This is a genomic window from Streptomyces hazeniae, from assembly GCF_031845485.1.
In the GTDB taxonomy this organism is placed as follows: domain Bacteria; phylum Actinomycetota; class Actinomycetes; order Streptomycetales; family Streptomycetaceae; genus Streptomyces; species Streptomyces hazeniae.
Window position 1 is genome coordinate 1 of the sequence record NZ_JAVREQ010000022.1, and the last position, 24,271, is coordinate 24,271.

33 protein-coding genes and 1 pseudogene are annotated in these 24,271 nt (G+C 73.0%); 27 read left to right on the forward strand and 7 right to left on the reverse strand.

What is annotated here, in order from left to right; genetic code table 11:
* Window positions 1–206: 206 nt before the first annotated feature.
* Window positions 207–1,028 (reverse strand): PhzF family phenazine biosynthesis protein, encoded by an 822-nt coding sequence (locus tag RM572_RS21590; protein WP_311675045.1) that lies wholly within the window; start codon window positions 1,026–1,028, stop codon window positions 207–209.
* Window positions 1,029–1,196: 168 nt separating this feature from the next.
* On the opposite strand from RM572_RS21590, the gene RM572_RS21595 reads away from it, so the two are divergent.
* Together RM572_RS21595 and RM572_RS21600 are read left to right on the forward strand one after the other, a co-directional pair.
* Window positions 1,197–2,213, forward strand: a complete 1,017-nt coding sequence (locus RM572_RS21595) for an EamA family transporter (protein ID WP_311675046.1) — start codon at window positions 1,197–1,199, stop codon at window positions 2,211–2,213.
* A gap of 161 nt (window positions 2,214–2,374) precedes the next feature.
* The gene (locus RM572_RS21600) at window positions 2,375–3,400 is read left to right on the forward strand and encodes a DMT family transporter (RefSeq protein ID WP_311675047.1); all 1,026 of its coding nucleotides are present in this window, start codon (window positions 2,375–2,377) and stop codon (window positions 3,398–3,400) included.
* Here RM572_RS21600 and RM572_RS21605 read toward each other — a convergent pair.
* Window positions 3,372–4,067, reverse strand: a complete 696-nt coding sequence (locus tag RM572_RS21605) for a pyridoxamine 5'-phosphate oxidase family protein (RefSeq protein ID WP_311675049.1) — start codon at window positions 4,065–4,067, stop codon at window positions 3,372–3,374. The two genes, RM572_RS21600 and RM572_RS21605, sit on opposite strands and share 29 nt — an antisense overlap.
* Before the next feature lie 45 nt (window positions 4,068–4,112).
* Between RM572_RS21605 and RM572_RS21610 the strand changes: the two genes are divergently transcribed.
* A complete protein-coding gene (locus RM572_RS21610; RefSeq protein WP_311675050.1) occupies window positions 4,113–5,444 on the forward strand; it encodes an aminotransferase class I/II-fold pyridoxal phosphate-dependent enzyme in 1,332 nt (443 codons plus the stop codon).
* Between the two features lie 24 nt (window positions 5,445–5,468).
* On the opposite strand, the gene RM572_RS21615 is transcribed toward RM572_RS21610, so the two are convergent.
* Complete coding sequence (locus RM572_RS21615; RefSeq protein ID WP_311675051.1) at window positions 5,469–5,930, reverse strand: Rieske (2Fe-2S) protein; 462 nt, start codon at window positions 5,928–5,930, stop codon at window positions 5,469–5,471.
* 95 nt (window positions 5,931–6,025) lie between these two features.
* Between RM572_RS21615 and RM572_RS21620 the strand changes: the two genes are divergently transcribed.
* The 7 genes from RM572_RS21620 (at window position 6,026) to RM572_RS21650 (ending at window position 12,264) form a co-directional block, all read left to right on the forward strand.
* Window positions 6,026–6,889: a HipA family kinase gene (locus RM572_RS21620; protein WP_311675052.1), complete on the forward strand. Its 864-nt coding sequence runs from the start codon at window positions 6,026–6,028 to the stop codon at window positions 6,887–6,889.
* Window positions 6,886–7,269 carry a DUF3037 domain-containing protein gene (locus RM572_RS21625; protein ID WP_136181383.1) on the forward strand — a complete coding sequence of 128 codons (384 nt, stop codon included), beginning with the start codon at window positions 6,886–6,888 and terminating at the stop codon, window positions 7,267–7,269. Before RM572_RS21620 ends, RM572_RS21625 begins: the two co-directional genes overlap by 4 nt.
* Window positions 7,270–7,402: 133 nt before the next feature.
* Window positions 7,403–8,164, forward strand: a complete 762-nt coding sequence (fabG, locus tag RM572_RS21630; protein WP_311675053.1) for a 3-oxoacyl-ACP reductase FabG — start codon at window positions 7,403–7,405, stop codon at window positions 8,162–8,164.
* Window positions 8,165–8,178: 14 nt separating this feature from the next.
* Entirely contained in the window at window positions 8,179–8,970 is a 792-nt protein-coding gene (locus RM572_RS21635) for an SDR family oxidoreductase (RefSeq protein WP_311675054.1), read from the forward strand.
* A gap of 293 nt (window positions 8,971–9,263) precedes the next feature.
* Window positions 9,264–10,850 (forward strand): ABC transporter substrate-binding protein, encoded by a 1,587-nt coding sequence (locus RM572_RS21640; RefSeq protein WP_311675055.1) that lies wholly within the window; start codon window positions 9,264–9,266, stop codon window positions 10,848–10,850.
* A gap of 196 nt (window positions 10,851–11,046) precedes the next feature.
* On the forward strand, window positions 11,047–11,718 hold the full coding sequence (ung, locus tag RM572_RS21645; RefSeq protein ID WP_027764761.1) for a uracil-DNA glycosylase: 672 nt from the start codon (window positions 11,047–11,049) through the stop codon (window positions 11,716–11,718).
* A gap of 123 nt (window positions 11,719–11,841) precedes the next feature.
* Window positions 11,842–12,264, forward strand: a complete 423-nt coding sequence (locus tag RM572_RS21650; RefSeq protein WP_394813677.1) for a hypothetical protein — start codon at window positions 11,842–11,844, stop codon at window positions 12,262–12,264.
* On the opposite strand, the gene RM572_RS21655 is transcribed toward RM572_RS21650, so the two are convergent.
* Window positions 12,252–12,725: a hypothetical protein gene (locus RM572_RS21655; protein WP_311675058.1), complete on the reverse strand. Its 474-nt coding sequence runs from the start codon at window positions 12,723–12,725 to the stop codon at window positions 12,252–12,254. The genes RM572_RS21650 and RM572_RS21655 overlap by 13 nt on opposite strands.
* 148 nt (window positions 12,726–12,873) lie before the next feature.
* Between RM572_RS21655 and RM572_RS21660 the strand changes: the two are divergent.
* Window positions 12,874–13,527, forward strand: a pseudogene (locus tag RM572_RS21660) (Gfo/Idh/MocA family protein); the annotation flags it as partial.
* Here the strand turns inward: RM572_RS21660 and RM572_RS21665 are convergent.
* Genes RM572_RS21665 through RM572_RS21675 form a run of 3 tightly spaced genes read right to left on the reverse strand, consistent with a single transcriptional unit; the run spans window position 13,518 to window position 15,921 of the window.
* Entirely contained in the window at window positions 13,518–15,080 is a 1,563-nt protein-coding gene (locus RM572_RS21665) for a recombinase family protein (protein ID WP_311675059.1), read from the reverse strand. The pseudogene RM572_RS21660 and the gene RM572_RS21665 sit on opposite strands and share 10 nt — an antisense overlap.
* Before the next feature lie 15 nt (window positions 15,081–15,095).
* Complete coding sequence (locus RM572_RS21670; RefSeq protein ID WP_311675060.1) at window positions 15,096–15,431, reverse strand: hypothetical protein; 336 nt, start codon at window positions 15,429–15,431, stop codon at window positions 15,096–15,098.
* A gap of 16 nt (window positions 15,432–15,447) precedes the next feature.
* Window positions 15,448–15,921, reverse strand: coding sequence for a helix-turn-helix domain-containing protein (locus RM572_RS21675; protein WP_311675061.1), 474 nt, complete (start codon window positions 15,919–15,921; stop codon window positions 15,448–15,450).
* A 239-nt stretch (window positions 15,922–16,160) separates the two neighbouring features.
* On the opposite strand from RM572_RS21675, the gene RM572_RS21680 reads away from it, so the two are divergent.
* The 16 genes from RM572_RS21680 (at window position 16,161) to RM572_RS21755 (ending at window position 24,267) form a co-directional block, all read left to right on the forward strand.
* Window positions 16,161–16,409: a helix-turn-helix domain-containing protein gene (locus RM572_RS21680; protein WP_311675063.1), complete on the forward strand. Its 249-nt coding sequence runs from the start codon at window positions 16,161–16,163 to the stop codon at window positions 16,407–16,409.
* On the forward strand, window positions 16,406–16,627 hold the full coding sequence (locus RM572_RS21685) for a hypothetical protein (RefSeq protein ID WP_311675064.1): 222 nt from the start codon (window positions 16,406–16,408) through the stop codon (window positions 16,625–16,627). The genes RM572_RS21680 and RM572_RS21685 overlap by 4 nt, the downstream gene beginning before the upstream one ends.
* An 81-nt stretch (window positions 16,628–16,708) precedes the next feature.
* A complete protein-coding gene (locus tag RM572_RS21690; RefSeq protein WP_311675065.1) occupies window positions 16,709–17,107 on the forward strand; it encodes a hypothetical protein in 399 nt (132 codons plus the stop codon).
* Window positions 17,104–17,331 (forward strand): hypothetical protein, encoded by a 228-nt coding sequence (locus RM572_RS21695; protein ID WP_311675066.1) that lies wholly within the window; start codon window positions 17,104–17,106, stop codon window positions 17,329–17,331. The genes RM572_RS21690 and RM572_RS21695 overlap by 4 nt, the downstream gene beginning before the upstream one ends.
* Window positions 17,328–17,582 carry a hypothetical protein gene (locus RM572_RS21700; RefSeq protein ID WP_311675067.1) on the forward strand — a complete coding sequence of 85 codons (255 nt, stop codon included), beginning with the start codon at window positions 17,328–17,330 and terminating at the stop codon, window positions 17,580–17,582. Before RM572_RS21695 ends, RM572_RS21700 begins: the two co-directional genes overlap by 4 nt.
* Window positions 17,582–17,803, forward strand: coding sequence for a hypothetical protein (locus RM572_RS21705; protein WP_311675068.1), 222 nt, complete (start codon window positions 17,582–17,584; stop codon window positions 17,801–17,803). The genes RM572_RS21700 and RM572_RS21705 overlap by 1 nt, the downstream gene beginning before the upstream one ends.
* Window positions 17,800–18,246 carry a hypothetical protein gene (locus RM572_RS21710; protein ID WP_311675069.1) on the forward strand — a complete coding sequence of 149 codons (447 nt, stop codon included), beginning with the start codon at window positions 17,800–17,802 and terminating at the stop codon, window positions 18,244–18,246. Before RM572_RS21705 ends, RM572_RS21710 begins: the two co-directional genes overlap by 4 nt.
* Window positions 18,243–19,076 (forward strand): hypothetical protein, encoded by an 834-nt coding sequence (locus RM572_RS21715; RefSeq protein WP_311675070.1) that lies wholly within the window; start codon window positions 18,243–18,245, stop codon window positions 19,074–19,076. The genes RM572_RS21710 and RM572_RS21715 overlap by 4 nt, the downstream gene beginning before the upstream one ends.
* A gap of 2 nt (window positions 19,077–19,078) precedes the next feature.
* A complete protein-coding gene (locus RM572_RS21720; RefSeq protein ID WP_311675071.1) occupies window positions 19,079–20,140 on the forward strand; it encodes a recombination directionality factor in 1,062 nt (353 codons plus the stop codon).
* On the forward strand, window positions 20,140–20,325 hold the full coding sequence (locus RM572_RS21725; RefSeq protein ID WP_311675072.1) for a hypothetical protein: 186 nt from the start codon (window positions 20,140–20,142) through the stop codon (window positions 20,323–20,325). Before RM572_RS21720 ends, RM572_RS21725 begins: the two co-directional genes overlap by 1 nt.
* Window positions 20,322–21,119, forward strand: a complete 798-nt coding sequence (locus RM572_RS21730; protein ID WP_311675073.1) for an exonuclease domain-containing protein — start codon at window positions 20,322–20,324, stop codon at window positions 21,117–21,119. Before RM572_RS21725 ends, RM572_RS21730 begins: the two co-directional genes overlap by 4 nt.
* A complete protein-coding gene (locus RM572_RS21735) occupies window positions 21,116–21,586 on the forward strand; it encodes a phiSA1p31-related protein (protein WP_311675074.1) in 471 nt (156 codons plus the stop codon). Before RM572_RS21730 ends, RM572_RS21735 begins: the two co-directional genes overlap by 4 nt.
* Before the next feature lie 115 nt (window positions 21,587–21,701).
* On the forward strand, window positions 21,702–22,217 hold the full coding sequence (locus RM572_RS21740; protein WP_311675075.1) for a RusA family crossover junction endodeoxyribonuclease: 516 nt from the start codon (window positions 21,702–21,704) through the stop codon (window positions 22,215–22,217).
* Window positions 22,217–23,644 carry a DNA cytosine methyltransferase gene (locus tag RM572_RS21745; RefSeq protein ID WP_311675076.1) on the forward strand — a complete coding sequence of 476 codons (1,428 nt, stop codon included), beginning with the start codon at window positions 22,217–22,219 and terminating at the stop codon, window positions 23,642–23,644. Before RM572_RS21740 ends, RM572_RS21745 begins: the two co-directional genes overlap by 1 nt.
* Window positions 23,641–23,910 (forward strand): hypothetical protein, encoded by a 270-nt coding sequence (locus tag RM572_RS21750; protein ID WP_311675077.1) that lies wholly within the window; start codon window positions 23,641–23,643, stop codon window positions 23,908–23,910. The genes RM572_RS21745 and RM572_RS21750 overlap by 4 nt, the downstream gene beginning before the upstream one ends.
* Window positions 23,911–23,985: 75 nt before the next feature.
* On the forward strand, window positions 23,986–24,267 hold the full coding sequence (locus tag RM572_RS21755; protein WP_311675078.1) for a hypothetical protein: 282 nt from the start codon (window positions 23,986–23,988) through the stop codon (window positions 24,265–24,267).
* Window positions 24,268–24,271: the final 4 nt, after the last annotated feature.

The following is a 24,271-nucleotide window of genomic DNA, read 5'->3' on the forward strand; positions in this document are numbered from 1 at the left end:
GAAGAAGGACATCATGCGCTGCCTCAAGCGATTCGTCGCCCGCGAGGTCTACCGCGCTCTGACCAACAAGCCACGCATCACCCAAACCAACCTGGCACCCGCCGGTTGACGTCAATAGGAGCATCCCGCCGTCCGGTGCCTCCGGTCGGTGACCCCCTCCCGGCGCACGCGCACCGCCACCGGGGGTGCAGCGGCGGCCCGTGCGCTCAGAGACCCGTCAGCAGCCGGCCGTCCAGCATCGTCACCGCCGACCCCGACAGCTCCGTCCGCGCGCCGCGCAGCGCGGTCCGCACCACTCCGGTCCGCGCGGACGCCTGGAAACCTGTCAGCTCGTCCCTCCCCAGGCGGGCCGCCCACAGCGGCGCGAGCGCCGTGTGGGCGCTCCCGGTGACCGGGTCCTCCGGAACCCCCACCGCGGGCCCGAAGAACCGGGAGACGAAGTCGTAACCGGCGGCCGTGTCGTGAGCGGCGGCGGTGACGATGACGCCGCGCCCCCGGAGCCGGGCCAGCGCGGCCATGTCCGGCGCGAGGGCGCGCACCGTCTCCTCGTCGTGGACCTCGACCAGGAGGTCGCCGACGTCCGGCCCCGTGTCGTGCACCGTCAGGACCTCGCAGCCCAGTGCCGCGGAGAGCCCGGGCGGCTCGGCCACCGGCGTCAGCGGAGCCGTCGGGAAGTCCAGCGTCACCGTGCCGTCGGGGGAGGGAGCGGCGGTCAGCACTCCGCTACGGGTCCGGAACCGCAGCCGGGAGCCGGCCCGTCCGGCGGAGTGCAGCACGTGCGCCGTGGCCAGCGTCGCGTGCCCGCACAGGTTCACCTCCACGGCGGGCGTGAACCAGCGCAGCGCCCAGTCCGCGTCCGCCTCGCGGGGGAGCGGGTGCGCGAACGCCGTCTCGGAGAGGTTCATCTCGCTCGCAACCCGCTGGAGCCGTTCGTCCTCGGGGAAGCGCGCCTCCTCGAGCAGGACGACCGCGGCGGGATTGCCGGCGAACGGACGGTCGGTGAAGGCGTCGACGACACGGATTCTCATGCCGGGAAGCGTAGGCCGCGGCGGTCGCGCCTCGCCACGGCCGGTCGCGGGGACGCCGACCCGCACGCTTCGTGGCCTCCGCGAGGGCCGGCCGCGTCCGGGTCTCGCACGGTGAGACAGGTGCTATCCAGGGTGACACTCCTGACTTCGCTTGGCATCATGGGGCGCATGCCGCACGCCGCACCACCGTCGCACCTCGTCCGGGCCCGGAGCACGGGACTCGCCATCGCGCTCCTGTCCGCCTTCGCCTTCGGCGGATCCGGTCCCGCGGCCAAGCCGCTCATCGAGGCCGGCCTCGACCCCCTGCACGTCACCTGGCTACGGGTCGCGGGAGCCGCCCTGGTCACTCTGCCCCTCGCCTGGCGTCACCGCGGGCTGCTCAGGTCGCATCCCGCGCTGCTGGCGGGCTTCGGCCTCTTCGCGGTGGCCGGCGTGCAGGCCTGCTACTTCGCCGCGATCTCCCGCATCCCCGTGGGCGTGGCCCTGCTCATCGAGTACCTGGCCCCCGCGCTGGTCCTCGGCTGGGTGCGGTTCGTGCAGCGCCGCCCGGTGACCCGGGCGGCGGCCGTCGGCGTGGTGCTGGCCGTCGGCGGGCTGAGCTGCGTGGTGCAGGTGTGGTCAGGGCTGGCCTTCGACGTCCTCGGCCTGCTGCTGGCGCTGGGCGCGGCCTGCTGTCAGGTCGGCTACTTCGTGCTCTCCGACCACGGCGCCGACGAGGCCGACGGCAGGCGGCCCGACCCGGTGGGCGTGATCGCGTACGGCCTGCTGGTCGGCGCACTCCTGCTCACCCTCGTCGCCCGGCCGTGGTCCATGGAATGGGGGGTCCTGCTCCGCGACGCCGAGATGGACGGCACGCCGGTCCCGGGCCTGCTGCTCCTCGGGTGGATCGTGCTGGTCGCCACCGTCGCCGCCTACCTGACCGGCGTGGTCTCCGTGCGCCGCCTGTCCCCGCAGGTCGCCGGGGTGGTCGCCTGTCTGGAGGCGGTCATCGCGACCGCGCTGGCCTGGGTGCTGCTCGGCGAACACCTCTCCGCACCCCAGGTCCTCGGCGGTCTGCTGGTGCTCACCGGCGCCCTCATCGCCCAGCGCTCGGCCCCCCGGCCGCCCGCACCCGAGCCGGTCGCCGGGAGCGCCGTCGCCGACCACGCCGGAACGGGCTTGTCCGCGCGGACCCCGTCCTCGTAGGGTGGCCGCCGTGTACCTGACCGTGCTGTCGCCGCCCGCCGCGTAGAGCGGGCCGGCCGAGGACCGCGCCACCGGGGGAGCAAGGCTCCGCCCGCGGCGTCCCCCTCCGGCGCCCGCAGACGGGAACGTCACCAGTCCCCTCTCTGCGCGGAGTACACCACGTGTCGCACGCATCCCTTTCAGCTGCCGCCGTCCTGCCCGTCGGCCGCGCCCTGACCTACCTCGTCGTGGCCGGCGTCGCCTGGGGCACCGCCGGCGCGGCCGCCTCGCTCCTCTACCGGGCGAGCGACCTCGGCCCCCTCGCCCTCTCCTTCTGGCGCTACGCCGGAGGCCTCCTGCTGCTGCTGGCCTTCCAGGGCCTGCGCGGACTCACGGCACGCTCGCGGACGGAGCCGGCCCGGGCGCCCCGGCCGGCCGAGCGGCGCGGGCGTCGTGCGCTGCGCATCGCCGCCACCGGCGTCGGCCTCGCCGTCTTCCAGACCGCCTACTTCGCCGCGGTCGAGGTCACCGGCCTCGCCGTCGGCACCGTCGTCACGCTCGGCGCGGGACCCGTCCTCATCGCGCTCGGCGCGCGGCTGACCATGGGCGAACGCCTCGGTGGTTCTGGGATCGCGGCGGTGACCGGTGCACTGGCCGGACTCCTCGTCCTGTGTCTCGGTGCCGGAGGCGGCACGGTCCGCCCCGCCGGAGTCGCCCTCGCCCTCCTCTCCGCCACCGGCTACGCGGCGGTGACCCTGCTGACGCGGCGGTTCGGCCGCACGTCGGGCACCGGCGAGTCCGCCACCACACGGTGGGCGTTCGCCGTCGGGGCGGTCTGCACCCTCCCCCTGGCGCTGGCCGAAGGGCTCCTCCCGCAGACCGGGGACCCGGTCCGGGTGCTGCTCCTCCTCGCCTACGTCGCGGCCGTGCCCACGGCGCTCGCCTACGCCCTGTACTTCGCGGGCGCCGCCGTGGTCCGCGCGGCGACCGTCTCGGTCATCATGCTGATCGAGCCGGTGAGCGCCGCGGTCATCGCGGTGGTGCTCCTGGACGAACGGCTGACCGCCGCCACGGTGACCGGCACGGTGCTGCTTCTCCTCGCCGTGACCGGCCTGGCGTGGGCCGAGGCGCGGCACGCCGCGTCGGTCCGTCGGACCCCCGTGCGGCCGGGGCCCGACCTCAGCGTCCCGGCCTCCGCGGAGCGGTGAGGTAGGCGGGCGCGGCGACGGTGCCGGCCAGGTCGTCGGCCGGCACCGGCTCGCCCCTGGTGCTGCGCACGGGCAGCACGCCGGCCCAGTGGGGGAGCGACAGGTCCTCCGGCTCGTCCACGGGCGGGCCGGACCGGACCTTCGCCGAGACCTCCACCAGGTCCAGCGCCAGGACGGCGGTGGCCGCCAGCTCCCGCGCGTCCGCCGGGCGGCAGTCGGCCGCCCGGCCGGGCAGCACGTGGTTCACCAGCGCGTCCAGCGCCGCCGTCCGCTCCTGCGGGTCCGTCACCTGCCGGGCCTCGCCGTGGACGACCACGGAGCGGTAGTTGGCGGAGTGGTGGAAGGCCGAGCGGGCGAGCACCAGCCCGTCGACGTGCGTGACGGTCAGGCAGACGGCAAGCCCCGGTGCCTCGGTGCCGTCCCCGGCCGCCCGCAGTGGCCGGGAGCCGGTGGAACCGTGCACGTACAGCCGCTCGCCGGCCCGGGCGTACAGCGTCGGCAGCACCACGGGTGCCCCGTCGCGCACGAAACCCAGGTGGCAGACGTAGCCCTCGTCGAGGATCGCGTGCACCAGGTCGCGGTCGTAGGAGGCCCGGTCGCGGTTGCGGGTCGGCGTGGTGCGCCCGACGGCCTCGTAGGACGGTCGCTGAGACGCGGTGGCGGACATGGGGATCTCCTTGCGTTCTCTTTGAACTAGTGCATAATTATGTTTGTGCTAGGAGATTACCGGATCGAGGGAGCGGGCGCAGCCGAGATCGCCGCCAGCGTGGAGCGCGGCGTCGGCGCCGGCGCCCTCGCCCCCGGCGACGCGCTTCCCCCGCAGCGCGAGCTCGCCACACGGCTCGGCGTCAATCCCAACACCGTGGCGGCCGCCTATCGTTCGCTGCGGGACCGCGGAGTGATCGAGACCGCCGGGCGCCGGGGAAGCCGCATCCGGCACCGCCCGGCCAGCACACCCCGCGAGTCGCTCCGCGTCGACGTCCCCCGCGGTGCGCGCGACCTGTCCACCGGCAATCCGGACCCCGCGCTGCTGCCTCCGCTGGGCGACGCCCTCGCCGCGGCGGCCGAGCGCGCCCGCACGCGTCCGACGCTCTACGGCGCCCCCGCCGTCACGGCTGAACTCGGCCGCGCCGCTCGGCGGATGCTCGCCGACGACGGCGTTCCCGAAGGGCCCGTCGCCGTGACCTCCGGCGCCCTGGACGCGATCGAACGCGTCCTGGCGGCGCACCTGCGGCCCGGTGACGTCGTCGCCGTGGAGGACCCCGGCTGGGGGAGTCTGCTGGACCTGGTCCCGGCCCTCGGCCTGCGTCCGCTGCCCGTCGCCGTGGACGACGACGGGCCGCTGCCCGACGCCGTCGCCGGCGCCCTCCGGCGGCACGCCCGCGCCCTGATCGTGACCGCCCGCGCCCAGAACCCCACGGGCGCCGCCGTCTCGGCCGCGCGTGGAGCCGCCCTCCGCGCGCTGCTGGCGGAACACCCGGCCACGCTGGTCGTCGAGGACGACCACGGGCACGGCATCGTCGACCTGCCGCTGCACGCGGTCTGCGGCTCCACCACCCACTGGGCGCTGGTCCGCTCCACCGCGAAGGCGTACGGCCCCGACCTGCGCCTGGCCGTCCTCACCGGCGACGCGCTCACCGTCGACCGGGTGCGGGGCCGCCAGCGGCTCGGCCCGGGCTGGGTCAGCCACCTGCTCCAGGACGCCGTCGCCCGGCTCTGGGAACACGAGGCCGTGCGTCCGCACCGCGTCGCCGCCTCCTACGGGCACCGGCGGGACGCACTGGTACGCGCCCTCGCGGACCGTGGCGTGCCCGCACGCGGCCGCAGCGGCATGAACGCCTGGGTGCCCGTGCCCGACGAGACCGGAGCGGTGGCGCGCCTCCTCCAGGCCGGCTGGGCGGTGGCCCCCGGCGCGCGCTTCCGCCTCGCCTCGGAACCCGGAGTCCGGATCACCCTCTCGCCGCTGGCTCTGGAAGAGGTCGAGGGAGTGGCGGACGCCGTGACCGACGCGCTGCGCCCCTCCCTGTCACGCCGGTACGACTGACGGGCCGGTGGAGGAGGCGCCCGGTCAGCTCCGCCGCACGGAACCGCCGCGCACCGACACCTTCACCGCGGGCAGCGGCTGCGTCGCCGGACCCTGCTGCACGCTGCCGTCGGCGACGGCGAAACGGCTGCCGTGGCACGCGCAGTTGATGGAGCCGTCCGCGACCGACGACACCACGCAGCCCTGGTGCGTGCACACCGCGGAGAAGGCCTTGTACTCGCCGGCCGAGGGCTGGGTGACGACCACCTTCTCCTCCTTGAGGATCGTCCCGCCGCCCTCCGGCACCTCGGACGCGCTCACCAGCTCCGCGCCGCCCCCGCCGGGCTCCGAAGTGCCCTCTCCGGTCGGCTGGTCGCCGGACCCGGGGGACTTCTCGCCGCCGGCGTCCCCGCCGCCGGAACTCCCGCACGCGGCGAGAGCCAGCGCGGCCGAGGTGGTCCCCGCGGCGGCCAGCACGGTACGGCGGGTGGGAAAGGCGGTGTTCATGTGACGCTCCTACGGTCTCGGGACAGCCGTCCACACCTTCCTACGTGCGCCCGGGCCGCCGCGTTCAACGACACGGCGCCGCATAACCTGGTGCGATGCTGCCCGAAGTCACCGCCACCCGGTACGTCACGCCCCTGCGCGAGGGCGGCTCGCTGCCCGGCCTCCTGGAAGCCGACGACCTGGGCACCTACGTCGTGAAGTTCACCGGTGCCGGACAGGGCCGCAGGACGCTGGTCGCCGAAGTCGTCTGCGGGCGGCTCGCCCGGCTCCTCGGGCTCCGCGTACCCGACCTGGCAGTCGTCCACGTCGACCCGGTCCTCGGGCTCGCCGAGCCGGACGAGGAGGTGCAGGAACTGCTGAAGGCGAGCGGCGGTCCCAACCTGGGCATGGACTACCTCCCCGGGTCCCTCGGATTCGACCCGCTCGCCTACGAGGTGACGGCCCGGGAGGCCGGTCGGATCGTCTGGTTCGACGCCCTGACCGGCAACGTCGACCGCTCCTGGCGCAACCCCAACCTGCTGGTCTGGCACGGCGACCTGTGGCTCATCGACCACGGGGCCTCCCTGATCTGGCACCACAACTGGCCGAAGGCCGCCGCAGCCGCGAACCGCCGCTACGACGCGTCGGACCACGTCCTCGCGCCCTTCGCCCCCGACGTGGCCGCCGCCGCGGCCGACCTCGCCCCCCGGGTCACGCCCGCACTCCTCGACCGGTGCACCGCGGACATCCCCGACGACTGGCTGGCGGGCGAACCCGGCTTCGACGACCCCGACGACGTCCGCGCCGCCTATACCCGCGTCCTCGCAGCCCGCGCGCCACAGGTGCACGAACGCGTCGAACTGGGCGCACCCACCCCCGACCGGCCCTCACAGGCCCCGGGCTGGCTGACCGGGCGCCCCGGCACCGCGCCCGAACCGGCCCCCGCCCGGCACGCCGGGAAGCCGGGGGAGACGCGATGACGCCTCGCATGGTCTTCGAATACGCCCTGCTCCGCGTCGTCCCGCGCGTCGAACGCGGCGAACTCATCAACGCCGGCGTCGTGCTCTACTGCCGTGCGCGCTCCTACGCCGCCGCGCTGACCCACCTGGACGAGGACCGGCTGCGCGCCCTGGACCCGGACGCCGACGTGGCGGGGGTGCACGCCGCGCTGCGCGCGGTCGAGGGGGTGTGCCGGGGCGGCGGCGACGCGGGGCAGGCCGCGGGCGACGACGCCGGACGCCGCTTCCGCTGGATCGTCGCGCCGCGCAGTACCGTCGTCCAGCCCGGCCCGGTGCACACCGGCCTGACCGCGGACCCCGAGGCCGAGGCCCGCCGGCTGCTGGACCTCCTGGTGCGGTGACCGGCATGAACCGGGCTGCCGTTGACACGGAGTGCCACGACTTCTAGCGTCACGACCACCGAGCCTACTAAGCGGTTGCTCACCAGGCGGGCCCGCGACCCGCCGGCGACCCCACGAGGACGAGGAGAACGAGATGTCCACCAGCGAGCAGCGCGTCGCGATCGTCACCGGCGCAGCCCGAGGCATCGGCGCGGCCACCGCCGTGCGCCTGGCACACGAAGGCAGGGCCGTCGCCGTGCTCGACCTCGACGAGGCGGCCTGCAAGGACACCGTCGAGAAGATCACCTCCGCGGGCGGGCGGGCGATCGCCGTCGGCTGCGACGTGGCCGACACCGAGCGGGCCGAGGCCGCCGTCGCCCGGGTCGCCGAGGAACTCGGCGCGCCCACCGTGCTGGTGAACAACGCCGGTGTGCTCCGCGACAACCTGTTGTTCAAGATGAGCGACGCGGACTGGGACACCGTGATGAACGTCCACCTGCGCGGCGCCTTCGTGATGACCAGGGCCTGCCAGAAGCACATGGTGGACGCCGGGTTCGGACGCGTGGTCAACCTCTCCTCCAGCTCCGCTCTCGGCAACCGCGGCCAGGTCAACTACGCCGCCGCCAAGGCGGGTCTCCAGGGCTTCACCAAGACCCTCGCCAAGGAACTGGGCAAGTTCGGCGTGACCGCCAACGCCGTCGCGCCCGGCTTCATCGTCACCGACATGACCGCCGCCACCGCCGAACGCGTCGGTATGGACTTCGACGAGTTCCAGGCCGCAGCCGCCACCCAGATCCCGGTCCAGCGCGTCGGCCGCCCCGAGGACGTCGCCGGCGCCATCGCCTTCTTCGCCTCCGACGACGCGGGATTCGTGTCCGGCCAGGTCATGTACGTGGCCGGCGGCCCCCTCAACTGACAGGAGTCACGCCCATGACCGACACAGCACAGCCGGACCCGTCACAGCCCGGAACGCCCCGCCCGGACAGCGGGCGGACGGCCCTGGTGACCGGCGGCAGCCGCGGCATCGGATATGCCGTCGCCGAAGCCCTCGTGGCACGCGGTGACAGGGTCTGCATCACCGGTCGCAACGAGGACGCCCTGAAGACCGCGGTGGCCTCGCTCGGCGCCGACCGGGCCATGTACGTCGCGGGGAAGGCGCACGACACCGGCCACCAGGCCGCCGCCGTCGACGCGGTCATGGCCGCCTACGGACGGCTCGACCACCTGGTCAACAACGCCGGGACCAACCCCGTTTTCGGGCCCATGGCCGATCTCGACCTCGCCGTCGCCCGCAAGGTCTTCGAGACCAACGTCATCTCGGCCCTCGGCTTCGCCCAGCGGACCTGGGCCGCCTGGCAGCGCGACCACGGCGGTTCGGTCGTCAACATCGCCTCCATCGCCGGGCTCTCCGCCTCGCCCTTCGTCGGCGCCTACGGCATGAGCAAGGCCGCGATGGTCAACCTGACGCAGCAGCTCGCCCACGAGTTCGCGCCCGCCGCCCGCGTCAACGCGCTCGCACCGGCCGTGGTGAAGACGAAGTTCGCCGCGGCGCTCTACGAGGGCCGTGAGGACGAGGCCGCGGCCCGCTACCCGATGGGGCGGCTCGGAGCCCCCGAGGACGTCGGCGGCGCCGCCGCGTTCCTCAGTTCGGACGCCGCGGCGTGGATCACCGGCCAGACCCTGGTCCTCGACGGCGGCCTCTTCCTCAACGCCGGGGTCTGATGACCCTGAGTTGAGCCGCGTCCACCGCTGGTCACCCATCTGATGCCGCTCCGCAGCGGAGCGGCATCAGATCTGTGACGCCTTCGAAAAGGGCGTCACAAAGGGATGATCTGTCCCTGCTCACGGCTGGGATGCTGGGGTAAGGTCTGATGCGCCTGCGGCCAGCGGGTCCGCGCGGGCATCCGCGTGCAGGACACACGGATGCGCAAGCGAAGCGCATGGAACCGGCCGGCGGGCGACATCCCTCATGCAACCGCATCAAGCAGTGGCCCCGCCGACTGAGGAGCGCGTACGTGTTCGACCGGAACGGACCTCTGAGAACCGCAGCGATCGCGGTGAGCGCGGCGCTGCTCGCCGGGTGCAGCGTGCTGCCCGGTGGTGACAACGACGAGGACCAGTCCATCGTGGTCGGCACCACCAGCTCGCCCAGCGTCCTGGACCCGGCCGGCGCGTGGGACCAGTCCTGGGAGCTGTTCCGGAACGTCTACCAGACCTTGATGCACTTCCCCAACTCCTCCAGCTCGCCCGAGCCGGACGCCGCCAAGTCCTGCAAGTTCACCGACACGGCGAGCAAGGTGTACCGCTGCACCCTGCGCGAGGACCTCACCTTCTCCAACGGCAACCCGCTGGACGCGGAGGCGGTCAAGTTCTCCCTCGAGCGCGTCTTCAGCATCGGCGCCGAAGGCGGCCCCTCGGGCCTCCTCGGCAGCCTGGACCGCATCGAGACCCCGGGGAAGCACGAGATCGTCTTCCACCTGAAGGAGTCGGACGCGACCTTCGAGTACGTCCTCGCCACTCCCGCGGCCTCGATCGTCGACCCCGAGGTGTACGACGACAAGGGGCTGCTCAAGGGCACCGAGATCGGCGGATCCGGCCCGTACGTGCTCGAGGAGTACAGGGAGAACAAGCGCGCCGTCCTGCTCGCGAACCCGAACTACAAGGGTGCCGCCGAGATCAAGAACGACAAGGTCACCATCCGCTACTTCCAGAGCTCCAAGGCGATGGTGAAGAAGTTCAAGAAGGGCGAACTCGACGTCACCTTCCGCGGGCTCACGCCGAGTCAGATCAGCGAGTTCCAGGACGCCGGCGCTAAGGGCAACGACAAGATCGAGCTGAGCGAGCTCCCGGGCAAGGAGATCCGCTACCTGGTCTTCAACCCCAAGTACGACTGGGCGGGCGACGAAGCCGTCCGCCGGGCCATCGCCCAGCTCATCGACCGCAAGGCACTGGTGCGCAACGTCTACGACCGCACCGCCGAGCCGCTGTACTCCATGGTGCCGAGTGGCCTGACCGGCCACACCAACGCCTACTTCGACGAGTACGGCGAGCCCAGCCGTGCGGGCGCGGAGGCCGTCCTGCGGGAAGCCGGCATCACCGAGAAGGTGCCGCTGACCCTCTGGTACACCACCGACCGCTACGGCTCGACGATGAAGAAGGAGTTCGAGGAGATCGAGCGCCAGCTCGAGGGCTCCGGCCTCTTCGACATCACCGTCAAGGGCAAGCCGTGGAACGAGTACTCCCAGGACTACCTGCACGGCGAGTACCCGGTCTTCGGCCGTGGCTGGGCCCCCGACTTCCCCGACGCGGACAACTTCATCTCCCCGTTCGTCGGTGAGAACAACGCGCTGAACACGCCGTACGAGGCGCCCCGCATCACCCAGGAGCTGCTGCCGTCCTCCCGCAAGCAGGACGACCGCGGCATCGCCAGCGAGGCCTTCACCGAGGCGCAGAAGATCCTCGCCGAGGACGCCCGCCTGCTGCCGCTCTGGCAGGGCAAGGTGTACGTGGCGGCCGGCAAGGACATCGCCGGCGTCGAATGGTGCATCGACCCCTCGACGATCATGCGCATGTGGGAGCTGAACCGGAAGGCGAGCTGGTAGCGACCTGGAGCCCTTCCGCACTGCGTGCGCCCCGGCTGGTCGGCAGCCGGGGCGCACGTCTGTACGCGGGGCCGACGACCCCGCACCGCGCCGCCCGGCGCGGCGTTGTCGGTGGCGCCCGGTACCTTCGGTTCCGGCGCGTGGGAACACCAAGCGGAACGCGCCCGCATCTGACGGAGGTTGACGCGTGATCGGCATGCTGCCCGGATCCTGGCAGGGCGTTCTCGGCGAGGAGCTGGACGAGGACTACTTCACCGAACTCACCGAGTTCGTCGAGAAGGAACGAGCGGCGGGGCCGGTCTACCCGCCCCGCGACGAGGTTTTCGCCGCCCTCGATGCCACACCCTTCGACCAGGTCAAGGTCCTCGTACTCGGTCAGGACCCCTACCACGGGGCCGGCCAGGGCCACGGCCTGTGCTTCTCCGTGCGTCCGGGCGTACGGACCCCGCCCTCGCTGCGCAACATCTACAAGGAGCTGCGCGACGACCTCGGCCACCCGGTGCCCGACAACGGCTGCCTCACCCCCTGGGCGCGGCAGGGCGTCCTGCTGCTCAACTCCGTGCTGACGGTGCGTGAGGCCGAGCCCAACTCGCACAAGAACCAGGGCTGGGAGAGGTTCACCGACGCCGTGATCCGCGCCGTGTCCGACCGCGAGCAGCCCGCCGTGTTCGTGCTCTGGGGTGCCTACGCCCGGAAGAAGCTCCGTCTCGTCGACACCACCCGGCACGCCGTCGTCGAGGGGGCCCACCCGTCCCCGCTCTCGGCGAAGAAGTTCCTCGGCTCCCGCCCGTTCAGCCAGATCGACGCGGCCCTGCGGGCCCAGGGCCACGATCCCGTCGACTGGCGCATCCCCGACCTGGCCGCCTGACCTCCACCCCGCCACCCCCCACGCGGGACCCGCAGGCCCGCACACCGTCGAGGAGCAGCCGTGACCGCAGCAGCGCCCCAGCCGTCGCAGGGCGAACCGACCACGCGCATCGGTCAGGCGGTGATGCTCCACCACGCCGGAGACCGGGAGGAGGCCCGCAGCCGCTTCGCCGCGCTGTGGGAGGAGACCTCCGAAGCGGACGCCTTCCACCGGTGCACCATCGCCCACTACATGGCGGACACCCAGGACGACCCGGCCGACGAACTGGCCTGGGACCTGCGGGCGCTGGCCGCCGCCGACTCGCTCACCGAGGACCACGCGGCCTGGGGCGAGCACGCCGTCGAGGTGCGGGCCCTGTATCCCTCCCTGCATCTCAACCTGGCCGCCGACCATGCCAAGCTCGGCGACCCGCGCGCCGCGCGCCGCGAGCTGGAGCGCGCGCGGCACGCGGCGCACGTGCTGCCCGACGACGCCTACGGCCGGGGCGTCCTCGCCGCGATCGACCGGCTCGGCCGGAGACTGGAGGAACCGGATCAGCGCCCGTAGGCCCGCTCGCAGGCGTCCTGCGGCGCGCTGCCCGCGTCCCAGCCGCCGTACCGGCGGCCGAGGTCGCACATCCTCGCGCCGCCCGGCAGCCCCGGCATGTCCCCGGGCCGCAGGGCCGGGGCCCGCCGTTCCGCGCCGCCCCCGGCAGCGGGCCGCCCGGCCGGTCCGTCCGCCCCCGGCGGCACCTGCGCGAGCGCCCCGCTCTCGGCCGCTTCCCGTTCCGGTACGGCGCCGGGCCGGGCGTCGTGCCGCCCGGACACGCCCGGCGCCGGGGCCGGGCGTGACAGTCCTTCGTGCGGCGAGGGCCGGCCCGCCGGCGGCTCACCAGCCCCGTCCGCCGCTTCCGCAGCCCGCGAAGAACCGGGGCCGGGGGACCGGTGCGGCTCCTCCTTCGCCCGGACCGTCACGCAGCCCGTCACCGCCACGACGGACACGCACCCCAGCACCACGGCTCCCGTCATATGTCTCACCCCGCAACCCTGCACGTCGGCGGGTTGCCGCGACATTCCCCGGGAGAGTGAAAACGCGGGCGTCGAGGTGCCGCCGCCGGGTACACATCCCTCCACCCCGCGGCAGCGGCCGCCCTCACCGAACGGACCAGGAGCACCCGTGAAGATCGGCATCATCGGGCTCGGCGCGATCGCCCGCAAGGCCTACCTGCCGGTGCTCACCGCACAGCCCGGTGTCGAGCCGCACCTGGTGACCCGCGACGCCCGGGTGCTCGGCGAACTCGGCGACGCCTACCGCGTCCCTCCCGCACACCGCCACGCCACGATCGAGGGTCTCCTCGACGCCCGCCCGGACGCGGCGTTCGTCCACGCCGCGACCCCGGCACACCCCCGGCTCGTCGGCCGCCTGCTCGACGCGCGCGTCCCCACCTACGTCGACAAGCCGCTCGCCCACCACCTGGCCGACGCGGAGACGCTCGTCGACAGGGCGGAGTCGGCCGGAATCCCCCTCGCCGTCGGGTTCAACCGCCGCCACGCGCCGTGCTACACGCAGTGCCTGGAGCACCCGCGCGACCTGATCGTCCTCCAGAAGCACCGCGTCGGCCTGCCCGAGAGCCCGCGGCACATGATCCTCGACGACTTCATCCACGTCGTCGACACCCTGCGCTTCCTCGCTCCCGCCCCCTACGACCAGGTCACGGTCCACGCCAGGGTCCGTGACGGGCTGCTGCACCACCTGGTCCTGCAGCTCGCCGGGGACGGTTGCTCTAAAGCACGAGCACGGGGCGACCTGGTAAGGCTGTCCTACTCCGCCGTGGGCCAAACCGGCACCGGCCGCGCCCGTCGGCCGTCCTCGTCGCTCAGGATCTCGACCCGGGCGAGCAGCGTCGCCAGGAGATCCCGCTTCACGGACACGGCGAGAGTGTCCCACTCCGACAAGAGCGTCTGCACGACCCCGGTGAACGGCGCGGGCCCCCGCACCCGGTCCGCGTCCGCGGCGGCTTCCTCGATCTGCTTCTCCAGCCCAGTCATGCGCTGCTGTAGGCGGTCCCGGGTGCGCAGGTAGCTGTCCCGGGGGATGTCGCCGAGCGCGTACGCCTCCGACGCGGAGTCGAGGGCGTGTTGCAGCTTGTCCGCTTCCTTCGCGAGCCGGGCCCGCTCGATACCGGGGTCGACGGCCGGCGCCGGCGGCTGGATCTCCGTGCCCGCGGACTGGGCGTCGATCTCGTCGGCGACTTCCCCGAGCCACTCGTGCACCCGCTTCTCGACGATCGACCGGCGGACGTAGGCGCCCTTGCAGTCGTTTCCGTGGTGGGCGCGGCCGCTGCACCGGTAGGCGTAGCCGGTGGTGTAGTTGCCGTTGCTGGGGATCGCGGACCGGCCGCAGTGCCCGCAGCGGACGAGCCCCGTGAGGGGGTAGGTCGGTTTCCGGGAGCGGGGTGGAAGCTTCGCGTTCCGCGCCCGCCGATCGAGGTACTGCTGCCACAGCTCCGGGTCGACGAGCGCGGGCTGCGCCCCGTCGATGTGGGTGTAGTGGGCCCGCCGGGCGGTGCACTTGTTCCGGGTGCCGCACTGGAGGTCGCGGCGGTGCACCCACAGCTTCCCCGCGGGGAAGCCGGCGTCCATGTAGTAAATGAGGGCGTTCAGGCCCCACGGCTTGCCGGTGCGGGGGCTGTAGTAGCCGTGCTCGTTGAGCCACCCGGCGAGCCGGTAGAACCCCTCGCCGTCGACGTGGCGGCGGTACAGGTCCGCAGCGATGGGTCCGGTGTCGGGGTCGACGACGTACTTCTCTTCCTGTGTGGTGAAGCCGCCTTGCCCGTCCGGGATGGTGCGGGGGTGCCAGATGTAGCCGAAGCGGCGGCCTCCGGAGGCGGGGAGCTTCTGCGCCCGCCGGTGGTCCATGGCGTCGATCCACTGCTCGCCCGCCCGCTTGCTCTCGAACCCGGCGACGCTGAACAGCATGTCGCGGTGGAACCAGCCTGTGGCGGTGGTGGCGTCGGCTTCTTCAGTGGCGGACTGGAGCTGTCCGCCGGCCTTCTCGATCCTGGCGAGGTTGAGGGCGACTCCGTGCCGGTCGCGGCCGAAGCGGCTGTACTTCCACACGACGATCTCGCGGACTTCGCCGCGCTCTACCCGCTCGATCGCGTTGATGATCTTTCGGCGGAAGTTGGTGCCGGTGGCGTCGAGGTCTTCGACCCAGTCGACGATGACGCGGCCGGATCGGCGGGCCCATCCTTCGACGGATGCGCGCTGTAGTTCTGGGCTGATCTTCTCTTCGCGCCAGGTGGAGACGCGTACGTAGCCGATGGCGGGGATGGCCTCGTCGTCGGCGGTGTGCCCGGTGTGGCGGGCGGGTGGTGGGCTCATGGGGAGAAGTGTGGGTCAGGCGCCGCCCCGCTGGCGGTTGTGGGCCGCGACGCGGGGCGGCGGGAGGTGGCGGTGCATCTGGTGGACGTTGGTGGGGAGTTCTGCCGGGGCGTGTCTCGCCTGCGCGAGCCGTTCTATGCCCCGTTCCTGGATGGCGGCCAGGTGGGTCTGGTTGGCGATGATGCGGTCCGTGCTGCGCTTGTCGCGGTACAGCACGAGTCCGGCGATCGCGACGAGGGCGACGGTCAGGCCGACGCGGAACGTCGTGGCGTCCCCGATGGTGATGCCGTGTGCGATGAGGCCGCCTCCGGCCGTCGTGGTGAGCCCGATCAGTCCGCGCGCAGTCGCCATACCCCGCATGGAGCGCCTACCTTCCCGCGGCGGCTCCCCCCGTTGAGTTGCCACCGTGCTGTTCGCTGTCCGCTTCGTTCATGAAGTTCCGGACCATCTCCTCGAACCAGGCTCTGTGTGCTTGTGGCACCTTCGCCGCGGCTGCGAGTTGCTCCGGGGTCATAGGAGTTACGGACGATACCTCAGAGTGATCAAGTTTTGACCCTGTTTGTGGAAAGTCCGATTCCGCTGCCTTCCCTGTTCGAACGAGTAGCTCTGCGAGGGGGACGTCGAGGACCTTGGCCAGGCGCACGACGGTCTCGTGGTTGGGCATGCTGCCGCCGGTGAGTAGGCGAGTCACGCTCGACCCGGCCATGTCAAGGTCAGCGGCCAGTTGCGTCTTGCCCCCTCCGCGAGGGCTGTCGACGTCGTATCCGCGTTCTTGCAACGTCTCGCGTAGCCAGGTCACCCAGACCTGCCGCGCGTCGTCGCCGTTGTCTCGTCTCCGCATGTGCGCAGGCTACCGCCCGTGCACGGAAGTTAAGTCGACATTCCGTGCACGGAAGAAAGACCAGTCATTGGTCTGACCGGCGTGTTCGTGGTCTACCCACGTCCCCCCTCTATAGAACAGGCGTTCGGCACATTCAGCCGACTCAAATGAGTCGGCTACTTCCTTCCATGCACGGAAGGATCTGTGCTAGCTTTCTTCCACGCAAGGAAACTTCCGCGCACGGAAGGAGGTGCACCGCCATGTTCACCCTCAAGACCACCCGCTACCGGCAGCTCGCCGAAGACCGCGGACTCCTCACCTACGAGCAGAAGGCCGACGCCGTCGGCATCGGGATCGCCACCGCCCACCGCATCGAGAACGGGGGAGGAGTCGGCCCGTCCGTCGCCGCCCGCCTCATGCGGTTCTACGGCGTCAGCTTCACCGACCTGTTCGAGGTGAAGGACGGCGACACCGCCGCAGAACAGATCGCGACGGGACTCGCCGCATGAACCGCCGGCCCGTGACCCGAGAGGCCGCGATCTCCGCAGCGGCCCGCGCACTGACCGCCGGCGTCGCCAAGCGGGCCGCGATGTCCCCCCGCGAAGCGGCCGAAGCCGCCTACTACCCCGGCCACCCACTCGGGTCGGTCGACGCGATCGAGACCGAGATCCTCCGGCGCCGCAAGGCCGCCGCGACGAGCCCGGCCCGCACCGACCGCGCCGCCTGACAACGAAGACGGGGCCGCACCGCAACGGCCAAGCAGCGGGCGACCCCTGGCCCACCCACAACCATTCGAAAGGAGTAGGCCGTGAAGAAGCCTACCCAGCTGGCGCCCGCGCTGGCGCTCGCCCAGCTCCTGCGGGAGCACCCGGAACTGCCCGTCGCCGGATGGCGAGTCTGCGCGATGGCGCCCGCTCTGCTCGGCGACGTCCAGAACGGCGCGAGCACCCTCGACGACCTGCACCGCTTCCAGCAGGTGCTCGGCGGCGAGGTGACGGCCCGCCAGTCCTTCACCAGCGGCGGGCAGGACCTGCGCTCATACGGGCTGGTCGTCTGCTGGCGGGACGTCGACGTCGAGCTGGTCGGCATCATGCCGAGCTCTCTGGCGGACCTGGCTGAGGGGCGTCTCGCCGAGCAGCGGCACATGCTGCTCGACCTGGACGTCGACTCGCAGTTCGGCACCGCCGGTCTGGGGGTGGCGGCGTGAGCGCCCGCGACTGCGACTGCGGCACGTGCTGCGACTCGTGCGGCCACGCGTCGAACTGCACCAGCAACGAGACCGCCTACGACACCGACACCGCGGCGCAGGTCGCTGCCGAGGACGGGTTCCCGCGGTCGCGGTCCACGATCCGGCACCCGCTGTTCGCGTCGACCCGCGCGCACTTCGCGGCCAGCCCGCTGCCGGTGCAGCAGGGCCGGAGGGCGTCGTGAGCACTGCCTACTACCACTGCCCCGTCGGCGCCGCCTGCACGTACAGCGAGCCGTTCGACCCCACGCACGAGACCGACGACCCGAGCATCCCGGCGTCCTCCGACGAGGCGCACGACCGCCTCGTCGAGCACGTCATGACCGCGCACGGGGTGCCGGAGAACGAGGTCGGCGCCCTGGTGTCGCAGGCCCGCCGGGACACCAGCAAGCCGGCCATCCCCGGCCACCTGCTCCGCGAGTGGGTGATCGTCTGATGAGCGACGCCCGACTCAAGCACCTGTACGCGGAGGAGATCCCCACCGGCCGGTTCGGCGGTGCCCCGTGGCGCCCGTCCGCTCGCCCGGTGCGGCGTGGCCGGCTCGTCATCTCCGACGAGGAGGCGACGCAGAACGTGTTGCTGCTGGCGGCTGAGGTCGCGGCGCACGACGCCGCGCAGCGGGCCGCCGGGCTCATGGAGGCCGGTGAGGCCGCATGAACCCCGTGAAGCACTGCGTGCTCCGCATGCAGACCATCGCCCGGGCCGCGTCCGACCCGACCGACCATGTCGCCGCCGTGGACGCCCGCACATCCATGGACGACGCGCGGATCGCGCTGTGCGTCGCCCGCGGGGTGCCGCTGGAGGACATCGACCCGTCCCAGGGCTACGACCTGACCCGCCGGGCGTACGAGTCCGTCCGCGACACGTGGATCGGTGAGGTCCGGCGCAAGGGCCTCAGCGAGTACACGCGGCCGTGGTTCGAGGCGGCTCTCGCGTACTGGCGGGAGCACCGGCCGGAATTCGTCGAGGGCGACGACTGGCTCGCCGCGGCGGGCTGCGACCCGGACTGCGACGGCGGGTGGGTCCGCTATCGGGGGCGCGACGGCGAGTTCGTCGAGCTGCGCTGCCGCACCTGCAACCCGCGGGGCGGTGCTCAGTGACCGATCCGAAGAACGCCGTCGCCACCCAGCGGGGTCGCTACTACCGCGACCCCGCTGGGGGCCCCGACCTCATCTCCGTCACCAACGTCACGGGCACCTCCGTCGCCAAGTTCGGACTCGTCCCCTGGGGCGCCGGCCTCGTCGCCGACCACGTGATCGCAGACCCCGTCGCCGTCGCCCACCGGGCCCACACCGAACCGGGCGTGTTGCGGAAGGAACTCGTTGGCCTGCCCAACGACTATCGGGAACGGGCCACCGACCTCGGATCCCGCGTCCACCACCGCGCGCACGCCATCGTCATCGGCAAGCCCGCCCCCGCCGACCCCGAAGTCGAGCCGTACGCCGTGCAGCTCGCCCGCTGGTTCCGGCTGTGGCGCGTCGACTTCGACCGCGACGTCGAAGCCGTCGAGACGACCGTCCTGCACCGCAGGCACGGCTACGCCGGAACCGGAGACCTGTGGATCTGGCTCCCCACCGGCCCCGGCGGACGCCGCGAACTGTGGCTCATCGACTACAAGACGTCGGCGAAGAAGCCCGCCACCACGGTGTACGAGGACCAGCCGTACCAGCTCGCCGCCTATCGGTACGCCGAGGTCGCGCTGCTCCCCGACGACTCCGAGATGCCCGCTCCGAGGCCGCGCCGCACCGCCGTGCTCAACCTGCGGCCCCGCAGCCACCGGCTGATCGAGCTTCCCACCGGCCGCGACGTCTACCGCGGGTTCCTCGGCGCCCTGGCGAACGCCCGCCAGCTGCACGCCACCCGCACCGCCGACTTCCCCACGATCCTGCCGCCCTGGGCGCCGGGGTCCGAGACCCGAAAGGCAGCCTGACCATGGGCTCCCGAATCCTGACGATGAAGCGGCAAGCCGCAGAGCTTGGCCGCATCCGCACCGGCTACAGCCTGCCCGTAGAGGGCAAGCGGCCCCGGCCGGTCAAGTCCAAGACGTTCGTGCTCAGCAGCCACAGCCGTGACTACGTCGAGCGGGCCGCCGAGCTGTACGGCGGCCGCGTCGAGGAGTGGACGCCGCAGAACCAGAACGTCGCGCAGTACCGCGTCATCACCGACGCGAGCGAGTTGCGGGCGATCCTCCCGGCCGGCGACCCGCTGTCGCAGTCGAACGAGATGTGGTCCGGCGGCGGCTGCCAGCGCCGATGCGACGGCGAGATCGAGCAGCTGTCGCGGAAGCCGTGCCTGTGCCTGGCGCAGTACGGCGACGACTGGCACCTCCGCTCGGCGCGCGAGGTGTGCAAGCCGACCTCGCGCATCAACGTGATGCTGCCGGACCTGCCCGACCTCGGCGTATGGCGGCTGGAGACGAAGTCGTTCTACGCGGCCGACGCGATGGCCGGTGGAGTCGACACCGTGCTCCAAGCCACCGGCGGGCAGGGCCTGATGCCGGTGCGCATGTGGATCGAGCAGCGCACCCGCGTAGCGGGCGGGCAGACGAAGAACTTCCCCGTCGTCATGGTCGTGCCGTCGCTGCCGAAGCTGCGACACGCCCTGTCCGGGCCGATCTCGACGGCGGCTGCGCTGGACCCGTCGACGATCGACCGGCCGCAGCTCGAGGCCGCGCCCGCCGAGCGCCCGGACTACCTCGCCGACGCGCGGGCGTGCCGTACGGCCGACGAGGTGCGGCAGGTGTGGCACCGGGCGAACCGCGCCGGGGACGTGGCCCGGGACGGGTCCGACGAGCTGTCGAAGCAGCTGATGCAGATCGCTGCGGACGTCGAGGCCGGGGTCGACCCGCGTACCGGCGTCATCGACGACGGCCCGGACGACGAGGGCGTGTTCCCCGCAGAGATCGTCGACGAGGGCGCCGTCGAGCAGGAGCCGTCGGCGTACCCGGAGGTGTGGGCGCAGGGAGTGGCCCGCGCAGCGGGCGGTGAGCGGTGATGCACAACACGGCACGGGCCAGCGCCACCGAGCCGCCCACCGAGCTGGACGAGACGCAGGCCAGCGCCGCGCGGATGGTCGCCGAACACGCCGCCGACGCCGAGGACTGCCGGTACTTGCTCGACGCTCTGGGCCTGCTGCCGGAGGGCGTGGAGCCAGCCGACGCGATGCGGGGTGCCGCATGACCTGGCACCTGGGCCGCCTTACGGCATTTGATCTTGAGACCACGGGCGTGGACGTCGAGCAGGACCGCATCGTCACCGCCGCCGTGTACGGCGTCGGCGGCGGCCGGGACATCGACCCCGCGTCGTGGCTCGCCGACCCCGGGGTGCAGATTCCGGACGAGGCCGCCGCGGTGCACGGCATCACCACCGAGCATGCCCGCGCCGAGGGTCGCCCGGCGGCGCAGGTCGTCGACGAGGTCGTCGAGCGGCTCGCCCTGTCCCTCGGTGTCGGGATCCCGGTCGTCGGCCACAACATCGGCACCTACGACCTCACCCTGCTCGACCGCGAGGCCCGGCGTCACGACGTCGTCCCGCTGGCCGACCGCATCCACCCGGACATGCGGATGCTCGTCATCGACACCCGCGTCCTCGACACCCACGTCTGGCCGTACCGCCGCCGCGTCAGCGAGACGCAGGGCGCCCGCGTCCTCAAGACCTGCGCCGCCGCCTACCGGCTGCCGTGGGCGGACGCGGACGCGCACGGCTGCGAGTACGACGCCCTGGTCGCCGCCCGCGTCGCCTACCGCATCGGCACGTTGGCGCACACCGAGCCGGAGCAGTGGCCGGAGGAGATCCGGGCCGTGCGCCGCCCCCGCTTCGGGGAGCTGCGGGACCTCGACCTCGGCGCGCTGCACGACGCGCAGATCAAGTGGGCCGCCGAGCAGGCCGCCGGCTTGCAGGAGCACTTCCGGAAGACCGATCCGACGGCCGTCGTCGACGGGTCGTGGCCGATTCGCCCTTGGGGGGCCTCATGAACGAGCAGTACGGCCCGACCGGGCCACCACGCGGAACCGCGTTCGTCCTCATCGTCCACTGCGACGGCACCGTGTCCGTGCCGCACTCGCAGCTGTGCCCGGAGCAGGCCGCCGCGGCGCTCCGCCAGGTGGCCGACCACCTCGACGCCCAGCACACCGAACGTCCCTGCCCGCCCCGCCTGCCCGACCTCGACCCCGACGGGCCGCCGCCGGAGACCCCGTTCACCACCCGCGGCGGCCGGCTCGACGCCCTGCGGCAGGTGTGGTTCGACGGCACCGGCCACGCGTGGGACCTGTCCCTGGCGTGGGGCGACGCGTGCGGCGTCGAGTGGCGGTGGAACGGCCGGCTCGACCCGACGGGCCGGGTGCCGCTGATGGTGGCGTCGGTCGAGGGTGAGACGGAGCCGCTCGACGTGGTACGGGCTCGGTTCAGCCCGATGCGCCCGGTGGGGGGTGCGTGGCTGTGATGGCCCTCGCTCCGCTGGCCCCGTGGGTGGGTGCCGTGTTGACGCTGGCGGTCCCGGCGATCGTGTGGTCGGTGCGCCTGTCCCCGCGCCGTGACGTCGAGGGCGGTGGCCGCTCATGACCACCACGCCGATCCTCGCGCCCGCGCCGCCCGCGCCGGACCTGACCGTCGTCGTCCGCGGGCACCGCCCGGCCCCGCAGGGCTCGAAGCGGCACGTCGGCCGCGGCCGCATGGTTGAGCAGTCCAAGCGGGTCGCGCCGTGGCGGGCCGCGGTGAAGGTCGCTGCCGAGCGCGCGACGCGCACCGCGCACGTCATGCAGTACGGGGGTGCCCCGGCCGGGCAGGTGGCGCCGCTGGACGGGCCGCTGTCCGTCGAGGTCGTGTTCACCGTCCGGAAGCCGGCGTCGGCGCCGAAGAGGCGCATCACCTGGCCCACGACCCGGGACAGCGGCGACCTCGACAAACTCCTCCGCTCCACCTTCGACGCCCTCACCGACGCTGGCGCGATCGCCGACGACTCCCGCGTCGTCGAGGTCACCGCGCGCAAGGTCCACCCCGGCGAGGGCCTGGACGCCCTCGCGGAACCCGGCGCCGTCATCCGCATCTGGACCCTCGGAGGCGATGCCCAGTGATGTCCATTCCCCAGTTGAAGACCCTCGGCGCCGACGTCACCGACGCGTTCTGCGGCGGCGGCGGATCCTCCGAGGGCGCCAAGTGGCTCGGACTGACCGTCCGCCTCGCGCTGAACCACTGGCAGAAGGCCATCGACGTCCACAACGCCAACCACCCCGACACCGCGCACGACTGCGCCGACATCTCCCAGGTGGACCCGCGGCGCTACCCGACGACGACGTTCGCCTGGTTCTCGCCGTCGTGCACGAACCACTCCATCGCGCAGGGCAAGCGGCGCCGCGCCGACGCCACGCCGGACCTGTTCGGCGAGACGCTCCCGGACGAGGCCGCCGAGCGGTCCCGAGCCACGATGTGGGACGTCGTCCGGTTCGCCGAGTACCACCGCTACCGGGCGATCGTCGTGGAGAACGTCGTGGACGCCCGCGAATGGGTGCTCTGGCCGGCCTGGTACACCGCGATGACCGCGCTCGGCTACCGGGCGAAGGTCGTCTACCTCAACAGCATGTTCGCTCAGGCCGCCGGACCCGGCGCGCCGCAGTCCCGCGACCGCATGTACGTCGTGTTCTGGCTCGCCGGTGAACGCGAGCCGGACTTCGACAAGTGGACCCGCCCGGCCGCGGGCTGCGTCAGCTGCGGGCGGCGGGTACGGGCGGTGCAGGCGTGGAAGAACCCCGAGCGCCGGTGGGGCAAGTACCGCACGCAGTACGTGTGGCGCTGCCCGACCGCCCGCTGCCACGCCGAGGTGCACCCCGACGTGCGGCCCGCGGCAGACGTCATCGACTGGGCGCTGCCCGCGGTACGGATCGGCGACCGGCCCCGGCCCCTGGCCGAGAAGACCATGACGCGCATCCGGGACGGCTTCGCCGCCTACGCGAAGCCGATCCTGGTGCCGGTCGAGGGCCGCAACGGCAAGAGCGCCCGTCCGGCGGACGCCCCGATGCGTACCTGCACCGCGCGGAACGAGACCGGCCTCGCCGTCCCGCCGTACGTGGTGGAGCTGCGCGGCGGCGGGTCGAAGCACCGGCCCGTCGCCCAGCCGCTCGCCACGGTGTGCGCTTCCGGCAACCACCACGGCTTGGCCGTGCCGGACATGGTGCTGCCGTACTACGGCAACACCACGGCCCGGCCGGCCGCCGAGCCGATCCCGACGGTGACCACCGTCGACCGGCACGCGCTGCTGCGCGGCGGCACCGTGACCGCAGTTGAGGACCTCGGGTTCCGCATGCTGGCGCCGGCGGAGTACGCCGCGGCGATGGCGTTCCCCGGCACCTACATCTGGCTGGGCAACAAGCGGGAGCGCGTCCGGATGGCGGGGAACGCTGTCACGCCCCCGGCCGCGCGGGACCTGCTGGCGATGGTGTTTGAGGCCGTCACCGGTGAGGACGTCGTCCTGCCGGGCCTGCCGGAGCTGGGGGTGGCGGCGTGAGCGCCCCGGCCGTCGCCCCGACGATCTGCGGCCCCCGGCCCGGCTGCGGCCTCCGGGTCCGCCTCGACCACCCCAAGGCCCTCGCCAGCGCGGACTTCTCCTGCTCGTGCGGCCACGGCGACGGACCCGTCACCGGCCCCCACGAAGTCGCCGCCCTCGTCGCCCGGGTGGGCAAGCACATGCGCGACACCTGCCCCACCCCGGCCGTACGCCGCGCCGCAGCGCTCCGCTACCGGGCGCTGCAGCGCGGCGAGGGACGGCGGTGACCCGGCATGGCGGGCGGATACCGGCCGGACACCAGCGGCGCACGCCGAACCCGCTGCCCGCGCTGCCGTCGGCCGGTGCTGCAGCAGCTCGTCGGCCAGCGTGCGGCGCTCGATGTCACGGCGGACGACGAGCCGATGCCGCCCGGCCGGGCCGCCGCCCTGCGGGAGCCGAACCGGCTCGCCTGGTGCTTGCGCACCACCCGCGACGGCGTCGACCTGCGGTGGCTGGACCCCTGGCACCCCGCCGAGTGCCCGCACCCGCACGTGATCGACCACGCCTGCACCGCGCCCCCGCAGCCGGCCCGACCCGCGCGGCGGCCCCGCACCACCGTTCCCGACGGTCAGCTCACTCTCTGACTGG